26 protein-coding genes and 4 pseudogenes are annotated in these 23,295 nt (G+C 68.0%); 9 read left to right on the top strand and 21 right to left on the bottom strand.

All coding sequences use genetic code 11. From position 1 onward, the window contains the following. Positions 1–65 precede the first annotated feature (65 nt). The 5 genes and pseudogenes from ACGFYN_RS45430 to ACGFYN_RS45410 form a co-directional block, all read right to left on the bottom strand. Complete coding sequence (locus ACGFYN_RS45430) at positions 66–194, bottom strand: hypothetical protein (protein ID WP_393871866.1); 129 nt, start codon at positions 192–194, stop codon at positions 66–68. A 164-nt stretch (positions 195–358) separates the two neighbouring features. Further along, positions 359–574: pseudogene (locus ACGFYN_RS45425) on the bottom strand (hypothetical protein); the annotation flags it as partial. Between the two features lie 70 nt (positions 575–644). After that, a pseudogene (locus tag ACGFYN_RS45420) lies at positions 645–2,705 on the bottom strand (molybdopterin-dependent oxidoreductase); the annotation flags it as partial. Between the two features lie 9 nt (positions 2,706–2,714). Continuing rightward, positions 2,715–3,041 (bottom strand): plasmid stabilization protein, encoded by a 327-nt coding sequence (locus ACGFYN_RS45415; protein WP_393871865.1) that lies wholly within the window; start codon positions 3,039–3,041, stop codon positions 2,715–2,717. 47 nt (positions 3,042–3,088) lie between these two features. After that, complete coding sequence (locus ACGFYN_RS45410) at positions 3,089–3,280, bottom strand: hypothetical protein (protein ID WP_393871864.1); 192 nt, start codon at positions 3,278–3,280, stop codon at positions 3,089–3,091. An 823-nt stretch (positions 3,281–4,103) separates the two neighbouring features. Here ACGFYN_RS45410 and ACGFYN_RS45405 point away from each other — a divergent pair. Beyond that, complete coding sequence (locus ACGFYN_RS45405) at positions 4,104–4,724, top strand: SDR family NAD(P)-dependent oxidoreductase (RefSeq protein WP_393871863.1); 621 nt, start codon at positions 4,104–4,106, stop codon at positions 4,722–4,724. Between the two features lie 323 nt (positions 4,725–5,047). After that, on the top strand, positions 5,048–5,500 hold the full coding sequence (locus tag ACGFYN_RS45400) for an SDR family oxidoreductase (RefSeq protein ID WP_393871869.1): 453 nt from the start codon (positions 5,048–5,050) through the stop codon (positions 5,498–5,500). Positions 5,501–5,699: 199 nt separating this feature from the next. Here the strand turns inward: ACGFYN_RS45400 and ACGFYN_RS45395 are convergent, their stop codons facing one another. Beyond that, entirely contained in the window at positions 5,700–6,044 is a 345-nt protein-coding gene (locus ACGFYN_RS45395) for a helix-turn-helix transcriptional regulator (protein ID WP_393871862.1), read from the bottom strand. A 208-nt stretch (positions 6,045–6,252) separates the two neighbouring features. On the opposite strand from ACGFYN_RS45395, the gene ACGFYN_RS45390 reads away from it, so the two are divergent. Further along, positions 6,253–6,597 carry an ANTAR domain-containing protein gene (locus ACGFYN_RS45390; protein WP_393871868.1) on the top strand — a complete coding sequence of 115 codons (345 nt, stop codon included), beginning with the start codon at positions 6,253–6,255 and terminating at the stop codon, positions 6,595–6,597. 380 nt (positions 6,598–6,977) lie between these two features. Here ACGFYN_RS45390 and ACGFYN_RS45385 read toward each other — a convergent pair whose 3' ends face one another. From ACGFYN_RS45385 to ACGFYN_RS45370, 4 genes are all read right to left on the bottom strand, one after another. Next, positions 6,978–8,762 (bottom strand): hypothetical protein, encoded by a 1,785-nt coding sequence (locus ACGFYN_RS45385; RefSeq protein WP_393871861.1) that lies wholly within the window; start codon positions 8,760–8,762, stop codon positions 6,978–6,980. A 30-nt stretch (positions 8,763–8,792) separates the two neighbouring features. Then, entirely contained in the window at positions 8,793–9,215 is a 423-nt protein-coding gene (locus ACGFYN_RS45380; RefSeq protein ID WP_393871860.1) for a hypothetical protein, read from the bottom strand. After that, positions 9,212–9,592, bottom strand: a complete 381-nt coding sequence (locus ACGFYN_RS45375; RefSeq protein WP_393871859.1) for a hypothetical protein — start codon at positions 9,590–9,592, stop codon at positions 9,212–9,214. The genes ACGFYN_RS45380 and ACGFYN_RS45375 overlap by 4 nt, the downstream gene beginning before the upstream one ends. A gap of 358 nt (positions 9,593–9,950) precedes the next feature. Next, positions 9,951–10,151, bottom strand: coding sequence for a hypothetical protein (locus tag ACGFYN_RS45370; RefSeq protein WP_393871858.1), 201 nt, complete (start codon positions 10,149–10,151; stop codon positions 9,951–9,953). A gap of 178 nt (positions 10,152–10,329) precedes the next feature. Here ACGFYN_RS45370 and ACGFYN_RS45365 point away from each other — a divergent pair. After that, a pseudogene (locus tag ACGFYN_RS45365) lies at positions 10,330–10,737 on the top strand (transposase); the annotation flags it as partial. Between the two features lie 40 nt (positions 10,738–10,777). Continuing rightward, positions 10,778–11,728 (top strand): transposase, encoded by a 951-nt coding sequence (locus ACGFYN_RS45360; protein WP_393871857.1) that lies wholly within the window; start codon positions 10,778–10,780, stop codon positions 11,726–11,728. 110 nt (positions 11,729–11,838) lie between these two features. Here the strand turns inward: ACGFYN_RS45360 and ACGFYN_RS45355 are convergent, their stop codons facing one another. From ACGFYN_RS45355 to ACGFYN_RS45345, 3 genes are all read right to left on the bottom strand, one after another. Next, entirely contained in the window at positions 11,839–12,216 is a 378-nt protein-coding gene (locus ACGFYN_RS45355) for an STAS domain-containing protein (protein WP_393871856.1), read from the bottom strand. 44 nt (positions 12,217–12,260) lie between these two features. Then, positions 12,261–12,485, bottom strand: a complete 225-nt coding sequence (locus tag ACGFYN_RS45350; protein WP_393871855.1) for a hypothetical protein — start codon at positions 12,483–12,485, stop codon at positions 12,261–12,263. A gap of 802 nt (positions 12,486–13,287) precedes the next feature. Continuing rightward, positions 13,288–13,428, bottom strand: coding sequence for a hypothetical protein (locus ACGFYN_RS45345; RefSeq protein ID WP_393871854.1), 141 nt, complete (start codon positions 13,426–13,428; stop codon positions 13,288–13,290). A 342-nt stretch (positions 13,429–13,770) separates the two neighbouring features. On the opposite strand from ACGFYN_RS45345, the gene ACGFYN_RS45340 reads away from it, so the two are divergent. Beyond that, positions 13,771–14,781: a Ppx/GppA family phosphatase gene (locus ACGFYN_RS45340; RefSeq protein WP_393871853.1), complete on the top strand. Its 1,011-nt coding sequence runs from the start codon at positions 13,771–13,773 to the stop codon at positions 14,779–14,781. Positions 14,782–15,135: 354 nt separating this feature from the next. Then, positions 15,136–15,321: a hypothetical protein gene (locus tag ACGFYN_RS45335; protein ID WP_393871852.1), complete on the top strand. Its 186-nt coding sequence runs from the start codon at positions 15,136–15,138 to the stop codon at positions 15,319–15,321. A 151-nt stretch (positions 15,322–15,472) separates the two neighbouring features. Here the strand turns inward: ACGFYN_RS45335 and ACGFYN_RS45330 are convergent, their stop codons facing one another. The 6 genes and pseudogenes from ACGFYN_RS45330 to ACGFYN_RS45305 all read right to left on the bottom strand — a co-directional run bounded on the left by ACGFYN_RS45330 (position 15,473) and on the right by ACGFYN_RS45305 (position 18,558). Beyond that, entirely contained in the window at positions 15,473–15,820 is a 348-nt protein-coding gene (locus ACGFYN_RS45330; RefSeq protein WP_393871851.1) for an anti-sigma factor domain-containing protein, read from the bottom strand. A gap of 48 nt (positions 15,821–15,868) precedes the next feature. After that, the gene (locus ACGFYN_RS45325) at positions 15,869–16,891 is read right to left on the bottom strand and encodes a PP2C family protein-serine/threonine phosphatase (RefSeq protein WP_393871850.1); all 1,023 of its coding nucleotides are present in this window, start codon (positions 16,889–16,891) and stop codon (positions 15,869–15,871) included. Between the two features lie 50 nt (positions 16,892–16,941). Further along, on the bottom strand, positions 16,942–17,184 hold the full coding sequence (locus tag ACGFYN_RS45320) for a hypothetical protein (RefSeq protein ID WP_393871849.1): 243 nt from the start codon (positions 17,182–17,184) through the stop codon (positions 16,942–16,944). A gap of 127 nt (positions 17,185–17,311) precedes the next feature. Further along, positions 17,312–17,604, bottom strand: a pseudogene (locus ACGFYN_RS45315) (TetR family transcriptional regulator); the annotation flags it as partial. 212 nt (positions 17,605–17,816) lie between these two features. Beyond that, entirely contained in the window at positions 17,817–18,263 is a 447-nt protein-coding gene (locus tag ACGFYN_RS45310) for a hypothetical protein (RefSeq protein WP_393871848.1), read from the bottom strand. A gap of 115 nt (positions 18,264–18,378) precedes the next feature. After that, positions 18,379–18,558 carry a hypothetical protein gene (locus tag ACGFYN_RS45305; RefSeq protein WP_393871847.1) on the bottom strand — a complete coding sequence of 60 codons (180 nt, stop codon included), beginning with the start codon at positions 18,556–18,558 and terminating at the stop codon, positions 18,379–18,381. Positions 18,559–18,898: 340 nt separating this feature from the next. On the opposite strand from ACGFYN_RS45305, the gene ACGFYN_RS45300 reads away from it, so the two are divergent. Both ACGFYN_RS45300 and ACGFYN_RS45295 read left to right on the top strand, forming a co-directional pair. Then, a complete protein-coding gene (locus ACGFYN_RS45300) occupies positions 18,899–19,099 on the top strand; it encodes a hypothetical protein (RefSeq protein ID WP_393871846.1) in 201 nt (66 codons plus the stop codon). A gap of 397 nt (positions 19,100–19,496) precedes the next feature. Beyond that, a complete protein-coding gene (locus ACGFYN_RS45295; RefSeq protein WP_393871845.1) occupies positions 19,497–22,181 on the top strand; it encodes a hypothetical protein in 2,685 nt (894 codons plus the stop codon). 80 nt (positions 22,182–22,261) lie between these two features. Here ACGFYN_RS45295 and ACGFYN_RS45290 read toward each other — a convergent pair whose 3' ends face one another. Continuing rightward, positions 22,262–22,642: a transposase gene (locus ACGFYN_RS45290; protein WP_393871867.1), complete on the bottom strand. Its 381-nt coding sequence runs from the start codon at positions 22,640–22,642 to the stop codon at positions 22,262–22,264. Then, positions 22,558–22,998: a winged helix-turn-helix domain-containing protein gene (locus ACGFYN_RS45285; protein WP_393871844.1), complete on the bottom strand. Its 441-nt coding sequence runs from the start codon at positions 22,996–22,998 to the stop codon at positions 22,558–22,560. Before ACGFYN_RS45285 ends, ACGFYN_RS45290 begins: the two co-directional genes overlap by 85 nt. Between the last annotated feature and the right edge of the window lie 297 nt (positions 22,999–23,295).

Below are 23,295 nucleotides of genomic sequence, written 5' to 3'. Positions count from 1 at the left end.
AACTCCTCCGGATAAGGCTTGGGCACAGTGACATCCTTCCCACCCGCCCCACAGGGCAAGCCAGTTCAGATGTCACCCGATCGTGCGGCAGACCCGTCCGACAGCCCGCGGAGCTTGTCCATGTTGTCGCTTGCGTCGGTGATGATGCGCCGCAGCAAGGTGACGAGGTTGTCGTTGGCGAGAACACTTGTCATGGCGATCACTTCTTTCCGGCCGGGCGTCCGTGGTCGGTCTCCTGCTCATGGCTGATTGTCCGCAACTTGTGTACTGTCGGCCATGTTGGCGATCAGGAGAACCCAGGCGGCGTGAACGCTGTCCAGGTCGGATGTAGGTGTAACTTCGGTCAGGGTATTGCGAGTCAACCCCACGGCGTAGTCGAGGATGTTGCGCGCTCCACGCTCACCCGGTTACCTGCGTCTTCGCCGGTGAGCTCAGCGCTTACCCGTTCATACTCGGTGAATGCCTCGGCTGGTGTCCGCCATCCGAGGGTCTTGCGGGGGCAGCTGTTGAGGGCAGTGGCGACGGCACCGAGATCGTTGCGGCTGTGTCTGCTGAGGTCGGTGCTGCCCTTGGGAAGTTCTGGCGCAGCACCCGGCCACCCCCTCACCTCGGCGCGCGCACGTGAATGATCGAGGTCCGACGCCGGCGGCGCCATTCAGCTGGGGGACAGGACCGGTCTTGGTGCGGGTGTGGAAGTGGTAGAGGGTGCAACCCGTGGTCAGCTGGAGCGGATACGTCTCGTCGGTCGTCTCGTGGGGCGGGACGTATCCGGCGGCCTTCAGCACCGCCCTGCCCTGGGGGTTGAGCGCCCGGTATTCGGTCTCGGCCACGGATGCGCCGGTCACCAGGTCCTTGCCGTAGGTCTCGCAGTCGTCGGGCACGGCCCACCAGATGCCGTCGGTGTACAGGCGCTCGGTGCCGTGGGGGGAGCGCTGGGTGCAAGGCCACTGGATGCCGCTCGTACCGCGCAGCCGCTGCTAGGTCAGACCGGTGTAGTCACACGGCCGGCCGCGGCTGCATTGCTTCCACGCCTCGAACGCCGACTCCGCGTCGTGCCAGCCGATGAGCGGGCGGCCGTCCTTGTCGCGGAAGTCCATCCGGCGGGCGTAGTCGAGGAAAATCGCCAGGTCCGGGCGAGCCCCGCCCGGCGGGTCGACCGCCTTCTCGCAGAGGTGGACGGTGCGGTCGGCGTTGGTGAGGGTGCCGATCTTCTCCGCCCAGGTCGCCGCGGGCAGGACCACGTCCGCGAGCTGAGCGGTCTCGGTGAGATAGAGGTCCTGTACGACGGTGAAGAGCCGTTGCCGGCCGAGGATCCCGCGGATCCGGTTCAGCTCGGGCAGCGAGACCAGCGGGTTGGTGCCGGTGATCCACAGCATCCGGATCGAGCCCTGCTCCGCGAACCGGAAGATCTGCATCGCGGGAGTGGGCGGGGCGTAGTGCGGAATGCGGGACGGCTCGACGTTCCAGATTCTGGCGAGGCCCTCGACGTGGGCGTCGTTCTCCCAGTTGCGAAAGCCCGGCAGGTCGCCGTTCGCACCGCACTCGCGAGTGTTCTCGGCGCTGGGCTGGCCGTTCATCTGGAGAACTCCGCAGCCGGGTCGGCCGAGCATGCCCCGGATCAGCTGGAGGTTGTTGACCTGGCAGGCGGCCGCGGTTGCCTGGTGGGACTGGTAGACACCCTGCAGGACGGTAGACAGCAGCCGCTCGGCATGGCCGATGATCTCCGCAGTCTCGGCGATCTATTTGGCCGGTACATCGCAGATGCCGGCGGCCCAGGAGGGTGTGCAGGGTGCGACGCGCTCAGCGAGTTCCTCGAAGCCGACGGTATGCGCCTCGATGAAGTGTCGAACTGTCCGGCCGGTGCGGATGACCTCGTGCAGCAGGGCATTGAGCAGGGCCACGTTGGTTCCCGCACGAGGCGCAAGATGGATGACCGCGCGGCGGGCCACCGGGGTGGGACGCGGATCGACGCACACCAGGCGGGGCGGATCGGGTCCATCAAGGCGGTCCAGGACGCGCATCCACTACACCGGCTGTGTCTCGGCCCACGTTGTGCCCGAACAGGGCGATGACATCAGCATGGCCGACGTCCGTGTAGGAGGCGGGCTGGCCGGCGCAACCGAATGTCTCCTTCAAGGCCTCGGCCGCAGTGGAGGTGCACAGGCGGGTTTCCGTCGAGATGGTTGGTGCCGATCCCGGTGCGGGCGATCACCGACAGCGTGTAGTACTCCTCCAGGAACAGCTGGCCGGCGGTGTAGAAGCCGATGGCTCCGGGGCCGCTCTCGTCCAGCAGCTGTCTCGTCCTGGCAGCGACCCTGTCCATCGCGGTGTCCCAGCCACAGGGGATGAGATCCTGGCCGTCCCGGACCAGGGGAATGGTCAGCCGGTCTTTGGCCTGGTCGGCCTGCCAGCCAAACAAATCTTTCGGGCCGAGCCGGCCGCGGTTCACCCGGTCACCGGGCCGCCCGCGCACCCCGACGGTCCGGCCGTGAGCGACCGCGACGTCCATCGCGTCCCCGTTGGAGTGCAGCAGCGACGCGGTCGGCACCCATTCCTCGACCGCATCAGCCGCGACACCGGCGTCCAGATATGAGTCCACCCCACCGGCCAAACCCCAGCCAGCCGCGTCACCAACGTGTCCAGTCAGCACACCTAGGGCGTACGATCCCCCAGGGCCGCGCGATCCGGTCCACCTCGGAGCGCATCATCCCCCCTCAGTGGCCGAGGGCGTTCCGCAACTGCTTCTTGGTCATCGAGGAGCGGCCGTGGATGTCGCGCTTCTTGGCCTCTTCATACAGCTGGTCCTTGGTCGGTCCCTGCGCGCCGCTGTGCGAGCGCTGCCCGCCGCGCTCGGACGCGGATTTGGGGTCACGGGTCGAGGCTTTGCTCGCGCTCTTGGACTCGCCCGACCTGGCGCGCTCCTTGTTGACGGTCCGGGCGGCGATTTCCTTGGCCCGCCCGGCGGACTCCCCCCGGCCCTGGGCGCTTCCCTTGATGTGTTCGTACTGTCGCTCCCGCTTGGAACTCGAACCGGCCGGCATGAGACTCCTCCTCGCTGTTCTCTCAGGTAGTCGCAGGGCCCGGAGGCTCAGGGGTGATCGGGCCGCTGGTCCGGAGGCACTTTGCCGCCTTCTCCGCCACCCTTGTTCCCCTTGTCGGTGCCATGGGCGTGGCCGCCGTCCGTGTCCTCGCTCTGCCGGGCCTTGAGCTCACCGCTGTGCTGCGGTGTGGCACCGCCTTTGTGGCTGCGTCGCTGTTCGGGTTGCTGAGGGTTGGACATGTCGTTTCCTTTCCCGCCGTCGTCCGGCACGTCCGGACGAGGTCGACGTCCCGAGTTCCCCGAAACTGTCGTCCGATCCGTCGGCCTCGATTGGGCCCCGCCCAGGCGAGGTACAGCTCGCAGGAGGAGCCTTTGCGCCCGAGATTTGTCCGTCTCTCGTCCACTGTGCCGCCAGCGAGGCGCGCGCGGTCTGCCGCTCGATGCGCAGATCGCTCACCAAGCGGGGTCCGGAGCGGGAAACGCCGGCGCAGTCCCTGAACGCGGCCGCCGCCGCGCTCCTCACCCGGGCGCGACGCCCCGTGGATTGCTCCGCCCTGTTCCTCGTCGAACGGGCAGGCATTCTGCATGGCGTTCGCGTAATGCAGGGAGCCACCTGCCTTGGCTCAGCTCCGTCTGCCACTCCACTGATGAATCGCTCTGCCGATGAACAAGGAGGTCGGCGGACGCCGACGCCGGCCCTCCACCACCTCGGTCCCAGCCGTGAAACCCCTTGGAGCCGGACCACCACAGACCACACCAGATCACGAACCTTCACCGATCCGCGAAGTAAGAGGCACGACGCCAACTCCCCAGCGAACGACTGGAGTACACGGCGGGTCCGCGCAGACTGCGTTTGACGCGGACCCGATCGGGTGGCGCGGTTCTATGACGCCGAGGCCGCCGGGCGTTGTGAGGGGCTCGAGGCCATCCACCAGTTTGATCTTCAGTGGTCGGGGACACGCGGGTCATGCGTCACAGCGTCGGCGCCGGAAAGCGAAAGCCGAAAGGGGTAGTCATGAGGGAAGGACAAGCCGCGGACAGTACGCCGCCTGAGCTGCCGGCGATGCCGCAGGAGGAGGCGGAGCTGTCTCCGCCCTACCGATTCCAACGCCAGCAGCGTCCGGGCCTCGAGGCGGACATGGAGATACGCCCGAGGTACTTGGCGCCGCACTACCGTGGATCGGGAAAACTCGCCGGCAAGGTCGCGCTGATCACGGGAGGCGACTCGGGCATCGGCCGCTCGGTGGCCGTCCTGTACGCCCGCGAGGGGGCCGATGTGGCCATCGTCTATCTGCTGGAGGAAGACGGTGATGCCGCCGAGACACGCGAAGCGGTGGAGAAGGAGGGGCGAAGGTGCCTGCTGCTGCCGGGCGACCTGTGCGAGCCGTCGTTTTGCACCGACGTCATCGAGCGCACGGTTGAGGACCTGGGCGGGCTGAACGTGCTGGTGAGCAACGCCGCCTATCTCAACAGCCAGAACGATCTGGGGGATTTGACCGCCGAAGGCTTCGACCGTGTCTTCAAAACGAAGGTCTACGCCTACTTCTACCTCGTGATGGCGGCCCTGCCGTACCTCTCCCACGGCGACGCGGTGATCGCCACGGCTTCTGAGGAAGCGCTCAAGGGCAGCGAGATGATGATGGACTACGCCGCGTCGAAGGCCGCCATGGTCGCCTTCACCTGAGACCTCCGAGGATGCCCCGGCCTTCGGGCCGGGGATGAATCGGACTCCTGCGGAGCAGGGCAGGGAACGGGGTTTCGCCCTCAGGGCGAAAGACCGCCCACACGGTCGGGTAGGCTGACTGCCGTGCGTTGCGAGAACCAAGCGCGTACGCCGTGCTGATCGAGAGCCAAGACGGCACATGCACCTCCAAGCTTTGCGGTACGAACCCGGGCTGGTTTCAACCCGGCTGGTGTTGATCGTGGAAGACCTGTCGGGTCGCTGACCCGCAGGCGGCGTGAGCCAGGAATCCCCCTGCTTCAGCTGGGGGAGGATTCAACAAATCGATCGCCTCCCATCTGGCAAAGCGCGGCGTGCGGGCCAATGTCGTCTCGCCGGGCCCTACGTGGACTGTGCTCAATCTGGCTGGTCAGCGTTTCCCTGACGGCTACCTGACCAACCTGGGCAGTTCGTCGCCCATGGGGCGGGTCGCGCAGCCTGAGGAAGTGGCTCCCGCCTATGTCCATCTCGCGTCCGACGCCGACTCCAGTTTCACGGTGGGTGAGGTGATCGCCGTTACCGGCGGACTGACGGACACCCGTCGACCCCCCAAGGGGCCGCGAGGCGCTTCCACCACGCCCCCAACTGGCCTCTTATCACAGGGCATCCTCATGATCATGCTGTCGTTCAGCTGCGCGGCGGCCCGCTGGGCCTGGGGGCGTGGCGCTGGCGCTCAGGCATGTTCGCGACCGCCAGTTCCTCCTGGTTCTCGGCGTTGTCCAGGAGGCCTTCGCGAATGAGCCATGGCCGGGAGCGCAGTACCGGGCAGTGGGGTCCCACCACGCGATCGGTGATCGAGGCGCGCAGTCCGGTGGCGGCCAGTTGCCGCAGTCGCCCGAACCCCGTAAGGATCGTCGGGCTGGGGAAGCCAGTGGGAAGGAACCTCGCTGCCGACCTTCAGCGCCGGGCACCATCCGGGTGGCGACCGGGCCCGCAGGCTCAGTGTTCGTCGGGCTCGGGGGCCATCGATGCGATGGCCTGTCCGGACTCGTGGTGGGCCAGGATCGCCAGCAGCTCGGCGACCGTGGCCGGTGCGTCCGCGGGATGGCGCAGGAGCATGTCGGGGGCGATGCGGTAGAGGTTCGAGCGGCCTTCCCGGACGCGGGTGAGGTACCCGCCCGCCTCCAGGTCGGCGATGATCTTTTGGACGGCGCGTTCGGTGAGCCGGCAGCGGGCGGCGATGTCGCGGACGCGGGTGGTGCGGTCCTCGGCGATGGCAGCCAGCACGCGGGAGTGGTTGGTCAAAAACGTCCAGCCTGCGTGTGGTTCCGGCGCTCGGTCCATGCACCCCAGCATAGGGCGCCTGATTCACGCATTCAAAAGGCTGCGTCATCTTTCATGTTTTGGTTGACGTGGTACCAAGGCCGGGTGATGCTGGGAGGGGGCAAGAAGGCCGTCTGTGCCGGGAGGTGTCATGCCTGATCACACAGCTCTTCCTGATTCCCACCGCGGCCCTGTGCGGAGCCGTCCCCGGACCCTGGACGTGACCACGATGGAGCACCCGTACGACGAGGACGCCGACCGCGCAGATCCTCGCCCCGTGCCGGGACAGGAAGTCTTCCAGCATCAGATCAGCGACCTCAAAGAAGAGGTCAGCCAGCTGAACCAGGCACTGGATTCGCACGCCGTGATCGACCAGGCGATCGGCGTGGTCAGCGCCCTGGGCGGCATCGAGCCCGAACGCTGCCTGCAGGTCCTCACCGAGGTCTCCCAGCACACCAACATCAAGCTGCGGCGGGTGGCGGAGCACATCGTCGCCTGGGCGCACAGCCAGGAAATGCCGGACGTGATCCGCCAGGCCCTGGACACTGCCCTGACGAGGAACACCGCCTCCTGACCCCTGGCTGTCCCGCCGCCGCACGCCTGCGCTCGCAGCGACACCGCGGGGAGCCCGCGACTTTCGGCCTCTGAAGGATTTCTCGGATGCCTCTGCACAGGTCAGGACCGAACGGCGGACATGCGCGGGCCGCGGCCCGAGAGGGAAGGCCGCGAGTGGGACGGCCTTCCCCGGGATCAGGCACCGCTCCAGGTACCCGGAGGATCCGTCCTCATGCCTGCGAAGACTGCGGCTGGCAGGGCGTACGTGGGCCGAATCTGCGACGGCTCGGGGCCCGGTGGACCGGGCGTCCTGACGTTGGCCGGGACCTGTGCCTGTCTTGCTGCCGGGATACCAGCACCACGCCTATCTGCGCGACCTCTTAGCCCGCCGAAAAGTAGTTACTCTTCGGATTTCGGGGTTTCGAGCAGCCAGCTCACCGGCCGCGAGGGGTCCGGATCATAACGACAGGACGCTCCAGTGTGAATGGTGTCGCGCAGCAGGCGGGCGAGTGGGGCGTCGTGGTGGTCGATGCGGTCGAGGGTCGACGCGATCGCCTTGCGTACGGCGATTCTGGCTCGCTCATGAGCTGAGGTGAAGCGTCGGCGTCGACCGCCGAGGCCGGTAGCGGTGCGCACCTCGGCGAGTAGGGCCTCGCGTTCGAGCTGCAGTCGGTCGAGTCTGGCCTGGTCGGTCCACGACTCGGCTTCGTCCAGCTCAGCGTCGATGTCACGCAGCCGGTGGTGGTAGGCGGTCAGGGCCTGTTTGTCGATGACTTCGGCCGTGTTCGATTCGGTGACGATTCCTGCATGGCCTGGTGTTGCGGCGGACAGGTCGAGCACGCTCAACTCGACGCCCGGGCTGCGGAGCAGTTCACGCAGGTAGAAGAGCCCCTTGAGGTCTGGCAGCACGATCTTCGTGCCGCTGGTGCCGACGACCCAGCCGAGTTCGCCGTCTCGATGGAGGTGCACGGTGACGGGAGGGGCTGGGCGCGTCGCCGCTGCGGGGGCGATGAGCCGGTCCCGCCACCAGGCGGCGCCGATCCGCTGGTAGGCGGATGCCGCGCTGTGGCGCCACCGCGTCGCGGCGGGTCTGCCGAGTGCTTGTTCGGCGCGGTGGAGGTAGTCGTCGACCACGCCGTGGAAGGTCACCGCACCGGCGTTGAGCACCGCTCGGCCGGCAAAGGGTTCTAGAAGGCGGACACCGTCGGCGACGATGTCATCGCTGTGCAGCGCGGCGGCGACATCGATGAGCGAAGTGACGGTGAGCAGGAAGTGGACGTCGCGGGGCACAGTCCCGAGCCCGGCGCCGGCGAGCTGGTGCAGCAGCTGCTCCGCGCGGTTGGGTTCCTCTGCGGCGAGCCAGAACACCGCGGCTTCGGCGGACACCGAGGGCACCCCCTCGCTGGAGCCGTATGCCTCGAACGCGGCGGCCTCGCTCCGCAGCGTCTCGACGTCACCGACTTGTCGTGCCCGGGCGGCGATAAGGCTGTGCACGACCGCCTCCCGGTCGGGCTCGGCGGCCTGGCCTCCGAGGTCATGGGTGATCGGGATGAGCCGATCGGCTGTGTCGATGTCGCCGGTGGCAAGGGCGTGCATGGCCCGGCGGGACGCGGCGAAGAAGGCGGCGCGGGCCGAGCCCGACTCCTCGGCGATCATGTCGAGCGCCCGAAGCTGGCGCTGCACGGCGAGCACGTCAAGGCATTCCCAGGCGGTGGTCAGACGCCACAGATGAGCGGTCAGCCGCTGCGCGGGTTCGGTGAGATGGGCTGCCGCGTCGGCCAGACGCGCGGAGAGAGCCAGCCGTTCGGCGAAGTCGTCGGGCCCCCAGCTGGCGAGCAGCGCGGCGTCGAGGGCGTCGGCGATGATCTCGGGATCGCCGAGGCGGTCGGCGAGAGTGACCGCCTCCCGGGCGAATGCCACTGCTCGCCGGGTCTCGCCTCCGTAGGTCCACGCCCGCGCGAGCGCGGCGGCGAGCCGGCAGCGGTTCGCCGGCTCGACCGCCACGGTGTACGCCTCGTGGATCAAGGCGGGCACGTGACCCGGATGCGTGCCGAAGTACTGACTCGACGGCAGTCTCAGTGCCGCCACAGCCATGAGTTCGGCGTCACCGTTGTCGCGGGCCTCGTAGTAGGCCGCCAGCAGTGCCGCTCGGGCGGCGGCGACCTTGTCGGCCGCAGGCTCCATGACCAGACCATACTGCGGTCAGGGCCGCGGTCAGGGTCTGCGCAGCTGCACAGACCTGGCGTGTTCGGCGACGCGGGCTCGGTCCCAGTCGCCGGTGCAGTACACGGAGAGCTGCGAGATCGACCCGTCGGCCACGTCGGCGCGGAGCAGCTCCCGGCAGTACCAGGATTCGCCGTCCTGCTCCCACTGTTCCTCGACTTCCAGGACGAAGCCCGTTGCCGTGGCGTCGTACCGGGACCGGGGCACCCGGCTGGCGCCGGGGTGCCCGGCCTTGCGCAGCGCGACGAGATCGTCGATTCCCTGTGCCTGCAGGCGCCACTGCGGTGGCGTGAAGTCGCAGAACGCGTCCGGCGTGAACAGGCCCGCCGGGGGGATCCCGGTCTCGAGGAAGGTGACGAGTTTGTCGGCCAGCTCACGGGCCGTGGTCTCGACGGTTCGCTGCGTGGTACTCATTGCGTACCTCCCGAGGCGGCCATGTTGGCGGCCACGACCGCCATCGTCTGCTGGAACTCTTTGGACGGGCTGAAGTCGACGGTCTCCGTCCCCGCCGTCACGACGGGCACGTGGCCGGGCGGAGCGTAGTAGACGTCGCCGGCTTCGTAGGTCTCGGTGCGGTCGCGGTAGCGCAGCAGGAGCCGGCCGGTGAGCACTATGCCCCAGTGCGGGCACTGGCACCGGTCGTCGGGCAGCCCGCGAAACGCCTGCGTGCCGTCCGCGTCGCCGGGAAAGGTCTCGAAGGAGACCGTGTAGTCGTCAAGCTCGATGTACCGGCCCTGGATGACTGGTGCGTCGACGAGGAGCGGAGCCTCGTCCTTGCGTGTGCGCGGCATGATGGCCTCCTCAGCGGTTGTGCTGTCACCAAGAAGGCGTGACATAGAGGCATCACATTGTGACGTCACACTCCGTACGGTCGGCCCGCCGCCACACATCAGACGCGCTCTTCAGAGGCGGCCCGTGTCGGGCAGGACGAGGTGTTCCACGCTGCGTGCGGATCACCGAGTTGGCCCCTGCGCGCGTGCCGGCCCGGTCGGCAGCTCGACAGGGACGTCGCAGACCGGATCGAGGCGCGGTGGCCGGGGGTCCGGCGGCCGGAGGGCGGGTCTGGCCGGGGACGCCGTTACGGTGCCGCCTCGGGATCCGTGTCGTCGTGGCCCAGGCCGGCAGAGAGCCGCGGGAGGTCACCGACGGTCAGCCCGGTCTCTGCCGGATGCCGCAACGGCTTGTCCCGGGTCGTGTTCGGTCCAGACAGCCGGCCTGTTCGAGGTCGGCCACGGTGCGCTCGGGGAGGTGGCAGACGGCTGCCACCTCCCGCAGCCGCATGGTCGGGTCCCGGGCGATCGTCAGCAACGCCCGGCGGGGCAGGAAGGTCCACCGCTGACTCTGTTCCATGATGTGCGAGAGGCTCTCTCGTTCTTCGGCGTTGGGTGCGTCGCGCTGATTCCAGCCGCTGCAGCATGATGCCGGGGTCACTAGCGGTGGTTTGTTGACGGCGGATCGGGGCGGTAGTACGTCGGAGATGAGAGTTTTCAACTCGCCTTCGTGGAGCCTCAGATGACGAAGGGCTGCCATGCCCGCCGCGCCCGGTCCGCTGGAAGCCTACGCCGCCCACTTCGATGATCTCTTCGAGACGCTGGCGCAGCGGCGTGGGTTTCGCGAGTATCTGGCCGGGCTGCTGCTTCCGCGGGACCGGAACAAGACACTGACCTGCCTCGTCGGCACCGAGCCGGTGGTCGGCGCCCAGCATGCGGCGGTGCAGCGGCTGCAGTTCTTCCTCTCGGAGTCGACCTGGGACAACCACCAGGTCAACGGGCGCCGCCTGGAGCTGCTGCTGGCCGATCCGGCCACCGCGCCACACGGGAGCGGGGTGCTGGTGATCGATGATTCCGGGGACCGCAAGGCAGGGACGGCGACCGCGCACGTGGGCAAGCAGTACCTGGGCTCGGTCGGGAAGATCGACCGTGGGGTGGTCACCGTGACCACCTGCTGGGCGGACGAGCGCGTCTACTACCCCGTGCATGCCTGCCCCTACACCCCGGCCCACCACTTCCACCAAGGGGAAGAAGGACCCGGGCTTCCAGTCCAAGCTGCAGATCGCGGTGGCCCTGGCCGCCCAGGCCAAGGCGGCCGGGCTCGTCTTCAGGGCGGTGGCCGCCGACTGCGCCTACGGCGACCACGACAGCTTCCGCGCCGGCCTGCACGCTGCCGGCCTGGCGTTCGTGATGGCCCTCAAACCCCGGCACGGCACCTGGTCCTACGGCACCGACGCGTACACCCCCATCGACGCCGCCCACGCCCTGACCTGGACCGACGCCGACCACCCCGGGGACTGGACACGCATTGAGCGCACCTTGCGCGACGGACACACTGCCACCTGGTGGGCCGCCGAGGCCCGGCTGGGCTGGTGCGGCCCGGACGGGAACGTCCGCCTGGTGGTGGCCACCACAGACCCGGCCACCCTGCCGACGAAGGCGACCTGGTATCTGGCCACCGATCTGCCCCGACCCGGCTCCCCGCGCGTCGCCGACTCGCCCTACCTGCCCGCCGACCTCGCCGAGATCGTGCGGATCTACGGGCTGCGGCACTGGGTCGAGCAGAGCTACAAGCAGGTCAAAGACGAACTCGGCTGGGCAGACTTCCAGGTCCGCTCCGATACCGCCATCCGCCGTCACCAGACCCTCGTGAACTGCGCGTTCAGCTTCTGCTGGAACACCTGGTTCGCCCCACCCCTGCCCGTTGAGGCCCACCAGCCACCCGGACCTGACGCACCGCCAGACCCGTTAGAGAGGGGGCGAACCAAGATCCCAGCAGCCCCAACCGGCCTGTTGGCCCCAGACACTCCGCGCCGTCCGTGGCTGGCTGACGCCCTGGGCCACGCTGCAACGCTACTGGCGGCCATGGTCGGTGAAGCCCCCGCCCGAAGCACTCCAGGAACTGATCAACACCGTCGCCAGCGGCAGACCTCTTGACCTCTACTGCCCGGGCTAACAAACCACCGCTAGTTCTAGGCGCTATGGCTGTGTCGGGTTCTTCGGGAGGCGTTTGGTGCTTGCTCCGGGGGCTCGCTGAGTTTTGGATGTCACTCGGAGCTGTCCGGATGGGCATCAGGCCGCTGGGACTCGTGGGTCGGCCGCTGTTCGGCGAGGGTGTCGTGCAGGGGCAGCAGGCCTCGCAAGGGGCTTTGGGACAGTGCGTCTTGGACTGGTGGGCCGGGGTTGGCCAGGGTGAGGCTGCCGCCGGTGTGGTGGATGGCCTGGCGGATGCCGAGCAGGACGTAGAGGCTGGCGTGGTCGCAGCGGGTCACCGCGGACAGGTCCATGATCAGGTGGCGGCTGCCCTCGGTCAGTACGTGGGACGTCAGTTCGCACAGTGCCGGGATGCTGGCGGAGTCCAGCTCGCCGGTCAGGGCCAGGGTCATGAAGTAGTCGGGGGTGATGGGGGTGCGTTTCAGGGTCATCCGCAGGCCGCGTCCTTGCTGAGCGGGATCGGTGTCCACCGCGATCAGGGTTGAGCGGCAGCGGGTTCGGCCCGGGCTTGGGTGCGGGCGAGGCGGCAGGATGCGGTGCCGGCCTCGATGATGTTGCCGCCGAAGCCCATCCCGTACCCGCGCTCCAGCGCACGCCCCGACAATCCGGCACGATGGTTACGGCGGATCGCCGCGCACAACCCGACCTTGGTCGCCGTTTTCCACATCCGGCCCCCCAATGGCAGAAGCACACCGATCATCCCACCGCAGACTCCATGTGCCTACAAACCCGGCGACATTGCCTCTCATGACACGAAGCCGCCCATCGAACTGAGCCCAAGTACGATAGGCGTCACCGGTGACGGGCGTGTGACGCGCTGGAGGAAGTGATTCACAAGGAGGGTTCACCGGGCCCGCCCTCCTGGGGGAGGTACGCGGGCCCCGGCGTGCGTCACGGGGAACAGCTGATGGCTGCGAGATCAACACTTTCGTGAAGAGAGGACCCGTTGGTTTTGTTCCCGACAACCGGCAGCACCGATACACGAGATGGGGACTCGTTCGCCCCCCGCGGGCGGCGGAGTACGGGCCCGCGCGCCGCAGGGCCGTCCGGTGACGAGGACAGCCGCTCACGGGGTCAGCCGGGCATCCCCTGCTTCGGTACCTCGGCGGTCGCCTGGTGCAGGGCACGGCGACCGCGACCGGCCAGTGATGCCGGCCAGCTGCGGGACCGTCTGGCCGCGGCGGTGCGGGCACGGCATCAAGGGCATGAACGCGGATCGTCCGGGTACTGAAGCGGTGCGTCGCCGGGAGGGGCCGACACGCCTGGCGCGGCCTTTCCCGGCGACGCACCGCCGCGCGGCCCCGCCATGCGTTGTGGGTCAAGAGGTCATCGCAACCAGGCACGCATGCCGGGTGGGGGCCCTCGCGTTGTGGAGCCCGGCGTGTCATGGAGCCGATTGCGGGTACTGAGGTTCCGTGCTCAGGCGAGAGCCCCTATGGTCTGCAGTCCCCGGGCCGTTTCTCAACACGTCAGCGCATTCCGCCGGTTGGCCGGGAGTGCGGTCAGTCGTCGCCTCGGACGATGTTCCAGTCGGTACTCGTGTGCGCCGAGGGCGGGGTGCTGCCGTCTTCGACGGGGGAGACGCAGGTGCTTACGCCCTTGCCGCGTGTATGGCGGAACTTCGTCCAACCGGTCTCGGTCACGTGCAGGACGTTCCTCTTGACAGTGCCCGGGGTCACGGCGTTTCAGCTTCTCTCTGCCTCTGGACGACTCAGCCCGCCGGCTGGTGGCACGTGGAGCGGTGCGCTTTTCTCGATGAGCTGAGATGCCGCTCGGGTTCCCCAAGGCACGGCCGGAAAACGCCAGGGCACGTGCCGTCCGGCGCCTCGACGATTCAGATGGCGCGCTCCTGGCAACGTCACCGGGCCGCGTGCGGCGGGCGCCACCGGAGGTGCGCGTCGGGCACAGCCAGGCTCTGACCGATCATCGTTTCCTAGTTCCGCCGTTGCACCCATGGCCGGGTGCGGGCCGGGTACTCGCGCGGCATGCGGATGGGTGTGGTGGATGTCGGGTCGAACACGGTCCGGCTGGTGGTGGCGGACGTTGAGGGCGGGGTGCCGCTGCCGGTGCACACCGCCAAGTGGAAGCTGCGGCTGTCCGAATGCGTCGAGCCGGGCGGGCCGGTGCCGCGGGAGGCGGTCGGGCGGCTGGCCGAGGCGGTCGGGGCGGCCGGGGTGAAGGCGCAGCAGTGGGGCGCGGCGGGCCCGCTGGCGTTTGCCACCGCCGTCGTACGCCATGCCCCCAACCGTGCCCAGGTGCTGCGCGCGGTACGGACGGAGACCGGGATCGAGCTGTGCACGCTGCCGGGCGAGGTGGAGGCCGAACTGACCTTCCTGGCAGCGCGGCGCTGGATGGGCTGGCAATCGGGACCGCTCGCGCTGTTCGACATCGGCGGCGGCTCCCTGGAGGTGGCCTTCGGGCGGGGGCGGCTGCCGGACTTCGTCGCCTCGCTGTCCTTGGGCGCCAACCGGCTCACCCGGGAGTTCTTCGACGGCCCTGACCCACCGACACCGGCCCAGCTCAAGGCGCTGCGCCGCACCGTCCGCCATCAACTGCGGGACGTGGCGGCCCGGATCCGCTGGGAGGGGCCACGCACCGCGGTGGCCACCTCCCGCACCATCCAGCAACTGGCCCGGCTGTGCGGCGCCGCGCCCGGACGCGACGGCCCCTTCACCCAGCGCGTCCTGCACCGGCGCGACCTGCGCAGCGCACGCGATCTCCTCGCCGGCCTGCCCGCGGCCGAACGGGCCGACCTGCCGGGCATTTCCGCGCCGCGCGCCGCCCAGAGCCTGGCCGGCGCGGTCATCGGGCACACGGCGATGAAGCTGACCGGACTCACGACGGCCACCATCTGCCCCTGGGCCATCCGCGAAGGCGTTCTGCTGCGGCACATCGAGGACGGCGCCGCCTGGTGGACCGACCTCACCCAACACACCGACCACACCCCCGCCCCGCCCGGCGCGACGCCGCTGCACATCGCCACACCCACCACCTGAGCCTTGCACTGGCTTCCTCGAAAGCGAGGAAGCCGACGGCCGTGGAAGTGCGGGCGCGGCGTCTGCCGGTCGCGGACTTCGTCTTGAGGTTGTAGGCATGCTGCGAGGGACATCCGCGGCCCCTGTGGCGATTCCCAACGCCCGGAGATACGCCAGAAGGTGAGAGGGCCCGGGCCGGCGTCAGCCGGGTTCGTCACACAGCCGGCCCCGGGCCCACACCGCCGGGCCGGCGACGTGCTCTCGGCTGGGGGTCCTCTCGAGGCGTCGGCGGCCTGGTGGAAGGCTGCTGGCGTACGGGCCGGCCATCGTTTGGATGGCGTGCTGATGGACCGCTGTGGCGGAGAGGATGAGGTCATGACCAGCGCAAGCCGACGTTACGGCCTGACGTGGGCCGATCCCGACGGCGCGGCACAGGCATCGGCCGGCGTCTTCGACAAGCCGGCCGCGACCCGGCGGCGGCGGGCTCTGAAGGCTGCGGGATGCACGCGTGTGAAGGTGGTCAAGGTGCATCCGGGCGAGTTGCCCCAACCCGTCACCTGATGGCCTGCTTGCCACGTCCAACGCCACGGGCGTGATGGCCGCTTGGAGGGCTGGGCGAGGGTGGCGCGGACCCCGGTGAGCTGGTCGGTGGCGAGGTGGGCCCATTCGTCGCCGGGGGAGGTTGCCAGGTGCGGATCGAGCCAGCCTGTGATCACCCGCGTGAGCCGGTCCAGGAGCTGCCGGAACTGCCGCTTGTCGTACTCGATCCAGTCCGCGGGGGAGCGGGCCGACGGACCAACAGCGGCACCGGCGTCCTCGAGCCCCCGCGACCGCACCAGCGGCTGGTCCTCAGGAGGCAATGCCCAGCAGAGCGACGGGCGTGCTGGTCGGCTGCGGCGATCCCAGCCGGCTCTACGGTGATTCCGATCCCGGATATCCCGTCCACCTGCCCCTGCATCAGCATGGCCTGACTGGTGCGGGCCGGGCTCAACAGAGCGGCCGAGCGCACCCGGCCGCCGTCGGCGAACCACCACTGGTAGGGCTTGCCCCGCGGCGGCATCGGCTTTGAGCAGGCTCCGGGCTGCCGGAGTGGCCTGTCGGCCGTGAGTCACTGCCGCCTGCCGGCTGGACTCTGCGTGGGTAGGCGGGCGGCGAGGAGGGCGACATCGTCGGCGTGGTCGGCGGCCAGGCCGGTGAGCAGTTCGTCGCAGAAGGTGTCCAGACTCTCGCGGGCCAGGGCGGCGGCGTGCTGGCGCAGCCGGGTCATGCCGGTATCCAGCCCTTCACCGCGGCGCTCGATCAGACCGTCGGTGTAGAGGAGCACGGTGGAGCCTGCCGGCAGGACTTCGGTGGCGTGCGGGCGCGCCTGGTCGGGATCGAGGCCGAGGAGGAGGCCGTGTCCGCCGGTGAGATAGCGGGTGTCGCCGGCGTGAGTGATCAGCAGGGGTGGCGGGTGTCCGGCGCTGGAGAATTGCAGGGTCCATGTCCCCGTCGTGTCCTCGCCGAGCAGGCCGTACAGGCAGGTCGCGGTCACACGCGGGTACAGGGTGTGGTGGGCGAGGTCCAGGCGGCGCAGGATGTGGCCGGGAGGTTCTTGGCGGTCGCAGCCGATGCCGCGCAGCATGTTGCGCAACTGGCTCATCGTGACCGCGGCCCGCAGGTCGTGGCCGCTGACGTCACCGATGATCATCGTGGTGTGGCCGGTGGGCAGGGGGAAGCTGTCGTACCAGTCACCTCCGACCTCGGCAGTGGCGGCGGCCGGGGCGTAGCGGGCGGACAGTTGCAGCAGGCCCGTCTCGGGCAGGACGGGCAGCAGTGAGCGCTGGAGACGTTCGGCGATGCGCTGGGTCTGGCGGTACAGGCGCGCATTGTCCACCCCCAGCGCCATGCGGTGGGCGAGGTCGTCCACCATCGCCAGATCGGGGCTGGTCAGCGGCGCCCGTCCGGTACCGCGGCCCACGGTCAGCGCACCGAGGACCTGGCGGCGCGCCCGCAGTGGGGCGACGATGGCGGTGTCGGTGCCGAGCTGGGTGAACAGCTCCAGCTGCCGCGCATACAGCGGATCCGTCGTCTGCCCGGTCGTGGGCAGGTCCGCGGCGGTGAGCAGGAGCGGGCCGGCACCGGCCAGCACCCGGGCCAGCGGCCCGGCGGGTGCCTCGGGAACCGGGGGTAGCAGACCGGTCAGCCCGCGACTGGCACGTCAGGGGCGTCGTGGTGCACCACGCAGACGCGGCGTGGCCTGCCGTCCTCTGCCAGCAGGTCGACTGCGGCCCAGTCAGCCAGCTGCGGTACCAGGATGCGGCACACCCGGGACAAGCCCGTGTCCGAGTCGAGCGTGCTGGACAACGCGGTGGTCGCCTCGGCCAGCAACGTCAGCCGGTCCAGCGCCCGCTGCACCACCTCATCGACCTCGAATTCGTCCATCACTCCTGTCTTTCCCCCTCAGCCTGTCCTACGATCTCAACCCACGGCCAGCAGTTGCGCAGCACGGCGGCCCCGTTGGCGTTTGCGACCGCCGTCGTACGTGTCGCCCCGAGTGGATGCCCGGGGCCTAACGTAGGGCGGCGGCGACCAGGCCGAGGGCTTCGCGCGGCACTTCGCCGCCGCTCACCAGCCGGTCGAAGACCAGTGCGACGATGCAGGTCAGCAGGATGTGACTGCGATGGTCGATGTCCGTCACGCCGTGGGCGGCGAGGAATTGCCGGACAGCATCGCGGCCGGCGTTCTCCCGGGGTACGAGGATCTCGCGCAGTTCACGGTCACGCACGCTCCCGACGGCGCAGGCGTAACGAGCGAGCGGCGGCGGCCCTGGCCGGTGAGTCGCAGTCGGGTGAGCAGCACCATGCATCGCTCATGTCCGAGCCGTACCGCCGCCGGCGGCCGGGCTGGTCGGCCGCGTTCCCGAACCTGTGGGCGAGACGGTCACACCCAGGAGTGGTTCGACTGGACCCGTCGGCCACCACCACGCAACACTTCAACACCAGGGCCTCTTGCAACTCGCTGGATTCAACAACCGCGAGCTACCAAGAGGCCCTTCCTTCATGCCTCAACACCGCTCAACTCACCCGAACCAGCACCCCGTTCGAACGACGTCGACCACGCGAGCGGAAAGAGAACAGGCAGTTACGAATGGGAGGACTGCCCCGCGGCCGAACGTAGAGCTGTTTCAGCTTCCCCCGCGTCCCCTCGATCTTCGCGGTCACCGCGGGCAGCCCGATCCGGGGCACGATCTGCTTGGCCTGCATCGGAGACGACGCGTCCGCGATCACCTCGACGATGTCCCGGTACACATCCGGCAGCACGTCCGTCGAGAGACCTTCCCGCCAGTGCGGCACCATGATCGCGCCCACCACCCGCACCCCGCGCTCCACCTGCGTCTGGGGCGCCACCGGCTCCTGCAGCGGCGCAGTCCCGGCCACGTCCTGCCCGGACAGCTCGGCGAGCACCTGGGCCACCGTCTCCCGCGTCACCCGCAGCCGCGTCCACACCTCCCGCTCACCCACAGGGCTGTTGCAAAGTCCGCTCTGGCCGGACTCCGCGCCTCGGCGAGCATCTGCTCGATCGGACGTTCACCCTGGTCAACCCGTCTCCTGGGACGACCACGGCGCTGAATGGCCGTCACACGAGCTGGGCCACGGTGGATGGCCATACTCCCTGACCAGCAACAACGCCATCAGTGCGCGACTTTGCAACAGCCCTGCGCTCAACCACCAGCCGCGCGGTCAACTCGGCGATTTCCGCCTCGAGTTCCTCCACCCGGACACGGGCCGCCGCCTCCCGCGCCTCCAACTCCTCCATCAACGACACCATCGACGCCCCCTACTTCACCCGCCACAGTAGAAGGACGTCTACCCCGCCCACACCATCAACCAGCGTTCTCCCAGCTCAAGGGCTTCCCTGGAGGAGAGCTACACCCAAGGCCGAGTGCCCACCCCGATGACTGTCACGGGGGAGGGGAGTATCGTTTGGTATGCGTTTTTGCGTATTACGTTGGCTATCCCGGTTCACGGTGGATTGGGGTCGCCCCGGGGCCGCTCGTAGCGGGCGGCGCATACGGATCGGGAATGCGGATCTGGTCAACGCCAGCACGGCCATAGCCCGAGGACGAACCGTAGAAGACCAGCATACGGAGCTTCTCGTGAGCAGCGATTCCACCACCAGTGCGCTAGCGGGGCTGAGTTACAAGGTTGTCCACAACACTCAGACCATCAGCCTCGGCGCGACGGGCACCACGTTCGGTATCACCATCGATGGTGTCGAGATAAAACGCTCCATCTCCCTCATTTCGTTGGAGCTGGTCTCTCGGTGTTCAGGAGGGATAAAGGATGTCCGGCGATGATATTCCAGCGGGTGACCTGCCTCCCGGCCTGGAGGGCGAAGAAGGTCCTCATAAGCTGGAGTCGGTGGAGGATGATACGTCCGCTCAGGAAAGTGATATTCCGGCAGAGCTTCCACTCCGCCGTGTGAATAGGGGAACAATCGCAAGTATTCTTGGCGCACTGCCGCCGGTGCCAGATGGTCGCGAAGCAAGGCGGGTGTTCCAGCGGGCGGCGCAGCTGCCGCCCCCCTCGCTGCAGTCGCCTACACGCGGGCACTCACCGGAACCTCTGTCTCCGGAACTGCGGTCTCCCTCGGCTGGAACCCCGAGCCCTCTGTCGCGGGAGCCTTGGCCAGCGTCGGACCCGGAGCGGGTGGCATCGGGGCCAATCTCCCCCGGGCCACGCTCCCCATCCGGGATGGAGGAGGAATTTGAGGACGTAGCCTCGTCGAGAGCAGAAGAGGAGAGGCCCCCTGTCAAGCTGTCGAAACGCGACTTGCGATCCCATAATATTCGTACGCTAAAAAACGTCCCCGAAGGTGGTGTTGTGCGTTTCTCCATTCAGGAAATTCCCGGAAGCCGGGAATTGGTGATGGTGCTGCTTAGCCCACCGAACCGGTGGCCGCGAGATCTCAGGACAGTCGCATCGGGGAAGATCACCATGGCGCGGAAGGGCGAGCGCTGGTCGCGGGACCGAGGGGAGATCGACATAGAAGTGACCGGTGGCGTCGCCCAGCCTCAGCTCGCTAAACTGCTCGATTTCACGAAAAAGGAGAAAACGTTCACCCGTGGTCCAGCAACTCGACCGTCTGCTCCCACTGGTGATCTGTTCTTCAAATCTTCGGGGAGCCATTATCGTGTCCATGAAAGCGCGGATGGGCACCTTTATGTCCGGACGGGATCTGACGAGATCAGGTACGTGGTCGATGCCCAAGGAAACACCGTTACACGCGACGCGGTCGAACCTAGTCAGGGCTCGTTGCGGCCTGTAAACGGCGGTGCCCTTCAGCTCGGGAGCCCCACAGAGGTGAAAGGGCTGCCACCAATCGGCCTGGAGGAGAAGAAGGGCACTCCGACCGTTCCCACCCGGCCGAAGTCCCCTCCCACGCCGCTTGCCGACGCCCGCGGCGCGGAACGCGAATTCTTGTCGCGGGCGACGGACTTGCTTGCACAGTTGGCGGCCGTGCGCGAGATGATGAAGGTCATGGAACCGGACACACTGGAATTGCTCGGCGAAGAGATCGAGGTCTACCAGCGCAGGGTCGATGTGCTGCGCGCCTGGCTGCGTCGCGAGGGTGCCCGCCGAGTCTCCGAGGTGCCTGACGTGGAAGAGGTCCAAGAGGCGGCTGGCTGGACGCAAGAGCTCATCTCCGCGCACGGGAAAAAGGTCGAGCAGCTGAAGGGCGCGGCCGACGGGCCCGGGTGGCAGGAGGTGGCCACATACGAGCGGCGCTTCGCTCACGTACTGGCGATCTATGAGTCTGGCGCGACTGTGAGTCCCGCAGCGCGGCGGAAGCAGTCCGCTTTCAACTCTGCGGTCGCGGAGATCCACGACTGGGCTGCTGGCCGACAGCGGGCCAGGCAGATTGCAGCGCAGCTTAGTCAGGCGGCAGTCACGCTGGAGGAGTTTCAGCGCACGGGCCCCCAGGAGGTGAAAGGCGTCAAGGGCAAGTTGCGCAACGAGGTGGCAGTGATTGGGCACGGGACCTACACCCGGGGCCAGGAGACGTTCGTGCCAAAGAACTGCGAGGTCCATACGCTGGCGGAGCAGGATTCCTACGTTGCCATGGGGATGGGCATGGAGGCGGTGGTGGGGGAGCTCAGGAACGTCCGCAAACACCCAGTCGGATCGTCAATTCCGAACTTCACGCTGCTTGCGGGGGACGCAAGCGAGACGGAGCGGCTCAATAACTATTTGAGGACTACCCCTAAGCCCGTCCTACGAAAGACGATCGCGGTGGGGTCCGTGCCTCTGATTGACAAAGCCTCCAAGCCACCCGGAGCACCCGATGGGCCGACCAAGATCGAATCCGGCATCCAACTCTGCAACGGTACGAAGAGTACGTGCGACAAGAGCGCCGGTATCCACGGCTGCACCGGACTCCTCGCCCGTCTGTCCGGCACGATAGTCCTTACGGCGTGCACCGCGCCAAGCGGTGCGCGTGCGCGTGCATCGTTCATAGCCAGACGGGAAACCCCGCGGACGTTCACTGATCCCGAGACCAAAGAGACGACCACCGCCTGGCTTGAGCCATGGCTAGCCGATCAGATATACGAACATCCGGAACTGGTACCCCATATTGCTCCGGCGATGTATTGGGTGAAGACCTTCGAGAAGGGTGTCACCGAGGGCGAAGGGAACGCCTGGCGGCTGCTGGGCGAGGACCGCAAAAACGGAATGATCGTCGTCAAACCGGCAATCAGTGAGCTTCTTAAACGGCCAGAGAATCTCTGGATCATGGCTCCTGGCGTAGAAGGCCCCTTCCAGCCTCTCGCCCCACGCACCTCAGGCATGAAGGCGTGGCGGGCCGATACCCAGAACGAATTTGACGCGCTCTCAGATGCCCTTGGCGACTTCGAGATCCACATCACCGACACCCTCGGTGACACGATCAAGATCAGTCGCACCGGTTTTCACCATGTGCTCGTCTATGGTGCCCATGGAGCTGCCTCCGTCAGCGTGTCTGGGGGCAATGTGGACGCCGACGGCCACGCTACCGTGACGACCGTCTCCGGCGGGATGGTGAGCGTACGTGACCGGGCTAGAGTCGAAAGGGTCATCCGTGGAATCGTGAACGCCAGCGGCAGGTTTGCAACGGTGGGCACCGTCGACGGCGGCACCGTTAGCGTCAACGACTCCGCCACAGTGACCACCGTCAACGTCGGCGCCACCGTCTACCTTGAGGGGGGTATGGCCACGACGGTGAACGGCGGCACCGTGACCGCTGAGGGGACCTCCCGAGTCACTACTGTCAATGGCGGCGTCGTGGACGCCCGAGAGCAGACCAGGGTCGACACGCTCAACGCCGGCGGCACCGTGACCCTGAGCGATTCGGCCACGGTCACCACAAACAACGGCGGCACCCTCAACCATGCGGCGTGAGGCAATCTCCTGGCCGGAGCGGTCATTTGGCGGTCACCCTCCTGTAAACAACTCGGCCCCTAAAGGGCAAGGCCGTGAAGTTACTCAGGTTGAACTCGTGAAGTCCGGTGGTCTGATCGCGTCGTAGTCCCGATCAACTCACGCATGGCATGGGAGACATGAGTGTTGAGCCGGTCCCAGACCAGCACGATCGGCGCCTTGACGAGGTGATGGGTGCCGTCGATCAACGCGATGAAGTCGCGCTCGCCCATGCTGCGGCGCTTGCCTTTGCCCGCAGGGTGAGTGCGCAGACGGTGGCACAGTCGGGTCGGGGAGCCGGGTCGCATGGCGATCAGCCCGGCCACCGACAGCCGTCCCGAGCGGCGTCCGCTGATGGTCACGACCGGGGTGCGGCCGCGCCGGCCCCAGGTCCGTCCTCTGGGCGGCCGCCGCGTGAACCCGGCTTCGTCCTCGAAGCAGATGTAGCCTCCGCAGGCCGCCCGGGCTCTTTTACCTCCGCCCAGGTCGCCTCCTTCCAGACGGTGACGGCCTGCTCGTCGCGCTCGGCCACCCGCCGTACGGGGATCTGCGGGCTGAAGCCGAGCCGGTGCATCAGCCGGGTGGCACCCGAGACGCTGTAGGAGACGTGAAACTTCCTGCCGATCAGCGTGGCCACCCTCGCCGCGGTCCACACCTGATCCTCCACCCAGCCGTGCGCGGCTGGCCCTTCATCGAGGTACGCGGCCAGCTTTTCCAGGCAGCGCGGGGACAGGCGGCATCCCTCTCTGGCAACGTTGGTCGAGCCAGGCATACTGGATGATTCATTGAGCTTCTTCAACCCGGCGCCCCAGGCGGAGGGGCAAAACCATCTGACCTGCACCAACCTGTCCGACATGTCACCCGATCGGTGGCCAACTCGAAGAAGCTCATTGAGTCGAGGGCGGAGAAGGAGAAGTGTCCGTAGTGGCCAGCACCAACGGCCACGGGGCCCCGGATCCGCAGGTGACACCCCGCTCCACCGGTCATCGCCGGTGCTCGGCGGCGCGGATCCTGGCCGAGTACGAGGGGCTCGACAAGCAGGCCAAGGGCGCCTTGCTGCGGCGCGAGGGCCTGTACTCGTCGCTGATCACAACCT

Source organism: Streptomyces sp. NPDC048419 (assembly GCF_043200415.1).
In the GTDB taxonomy this organism is placed as follows: domain Bacteria; phylum Actinomycetota; class Actinomycetes; order Streptomycetales; family Streptomycetaceae; genus Streptomyces.
The sequence above is the reverse complement of the archived record's forward strand: the minus strand, read 5'-3'. Positions and strand labels throughout refer to the sequence as shown.

What these genes read in the sequence shown, in the direction of transcription:
- ACGFYN_RS45430 (WP_393871866.1), bottom strand. Translation starts at nt 194, where the DNA reads ATGACAAGTGTTCTCGCCAACGACAACCTCGTCACCTTGCTGCGGCGC.
- ACGFYN_RS45415 (WP_393871865.1), bottom strand. Translation starts at nt 3,041, where the DNA reads ATGCCGGCCGGTTCGAGTTCCAAGCGGGAGCGACAGTACGAACACATC.
- ACGFYN_RS45410 (WP_393871864.1), bottom strand. Translation starts at nt 3,280, where the DNA reads ATGTCCAACCCTCAGCAACCCGAACAGCGACGCAGCCACAAAGGCGGT.
- ACGFYN_RS45405 (WP_393871863.1), top strand. Translation starts at nt 4,104, where the DNA reads ATGCCGCAGGAGGAGGCGGAGCTGTCTCCGCCCTACCGATTCCAACGC.
- ACGFYN_RS45395 (WP_393871862.1), bottom strand. Translation starts at nt 6,044, where the DNA reads ATGGACCGAGCGCCGGAACCACACGCAGGCTGGACGTTTTTGACCAAC.
- ACGFYN_RS45390 (WP_393871868.1), top strand. Translation starts at nt 6,253, where the DNA reads ATGGAGCACCCGTACGACGAGGACGCCGACCGCGCAGATCCTCGCCCC.
- ACGFYN_RS45385 (WP_393871861.1), bottom strand. Translation starts at nt 8,762, where the DNA reads ATGGAGCCTGCGGCCGACAAGGTCGCCGCCGCCCGAGCGGCACTGCTG.
- ACGFYN_RS45380 (WP_393871860.1), bottom strand. Translation starts at nt 9,215, where the DNA reads ATGAGTACCACGCAGCGAACCGTCGAGACCACGGCCCGTGAGCTGGCC.
- ACGFYN_RS45375 (WP_393871859.1), bottom strand. Translation starts at nt 9,592, where the DNA reads ATGCCGCGCACACGCAAGGACGAGGCTCCGCTCCTCGTCGACGCACCA.
- ACGFYN_RS45370 (WP_393871858.1), bottom strand. Translation starts at nt 10,151, where the DNA reads ATGGAACAGAGTCAGCGGTGGACCTTCCTGCCCCGCCGGGCGTTGCTG.
- ACGFYN_RS45360 (WP_393871857.1), top strand. Translation starts at nt 10,778, where the DNA reads ATGCCTGCCCCTACACCCCGGCCCACCACTTCCACCAAGGGGAAGAAG.
- ACGFYN_RS45355 (WP_393871856.1), bottom strand. Translation starts at nt 12,216, where the DNA reads ATGACCCTGAAACGCACCCCCATCACCCCCGACTACTTCATGACCCTG.
- ACGFYN_RS45350 (WP_393871855.1), bottom strand. Translation starts at nt 12,485, where the DNA reads ATGATCGGTGTGCTTCTGCCATTGGGGGGCCGGATGTGGAAAACGGCG.
- ACGFYN_RS45340 (WP_393871853.1), top strand. Translation starts at nt 13,771, where the DNA reads ATGCGGATGGGTGTGGTGGATGTCGGGTCGAACACGGTCCGGCTGGTG.
- ACGFYN_RS45335 (WP_393871852.1), top strand. Translation starts at nt 15,136, where the DNA reads ATGACCAGCGCAAGCCGACGTTACGGCCTGACGTGGGCCGATCCCGAC.
- ACGFYN_RS45330 (WP_393871851.1), bottom strand. Translation starts at nt 15,820, where the DNA reads ATGCCGCCGCGGGGCAAGCCCTACCAGTGGTGGTTCGCCGACGGCGGC.
- ACGFYN_RS45320 (WP_393871849.1), bottom strand. Translation starts at nt 17,184, where the DNA reads ATGGACGAATTCGAGGTCGATGAGGTGGTGCAGCGGGCGCTGGACCGG.
- ACGFYN_RS45305 (WP_393871847.1), bottom strand. Translation starts at nt 18,558, where the DNA reads ATGGAGGAGTTGGAGGCGCGGGAGGCGGCGGCCCGTGTCCGGGTGGAG.
- ACGFYN_RS45295 (WP_393871845.1), top strand. Translation starts at nt 19,497, where the DNA reads ATGGAGGAGGAATTTGAGGACGTAGCCTCGTCGAGAGCAGAAGAGGAG.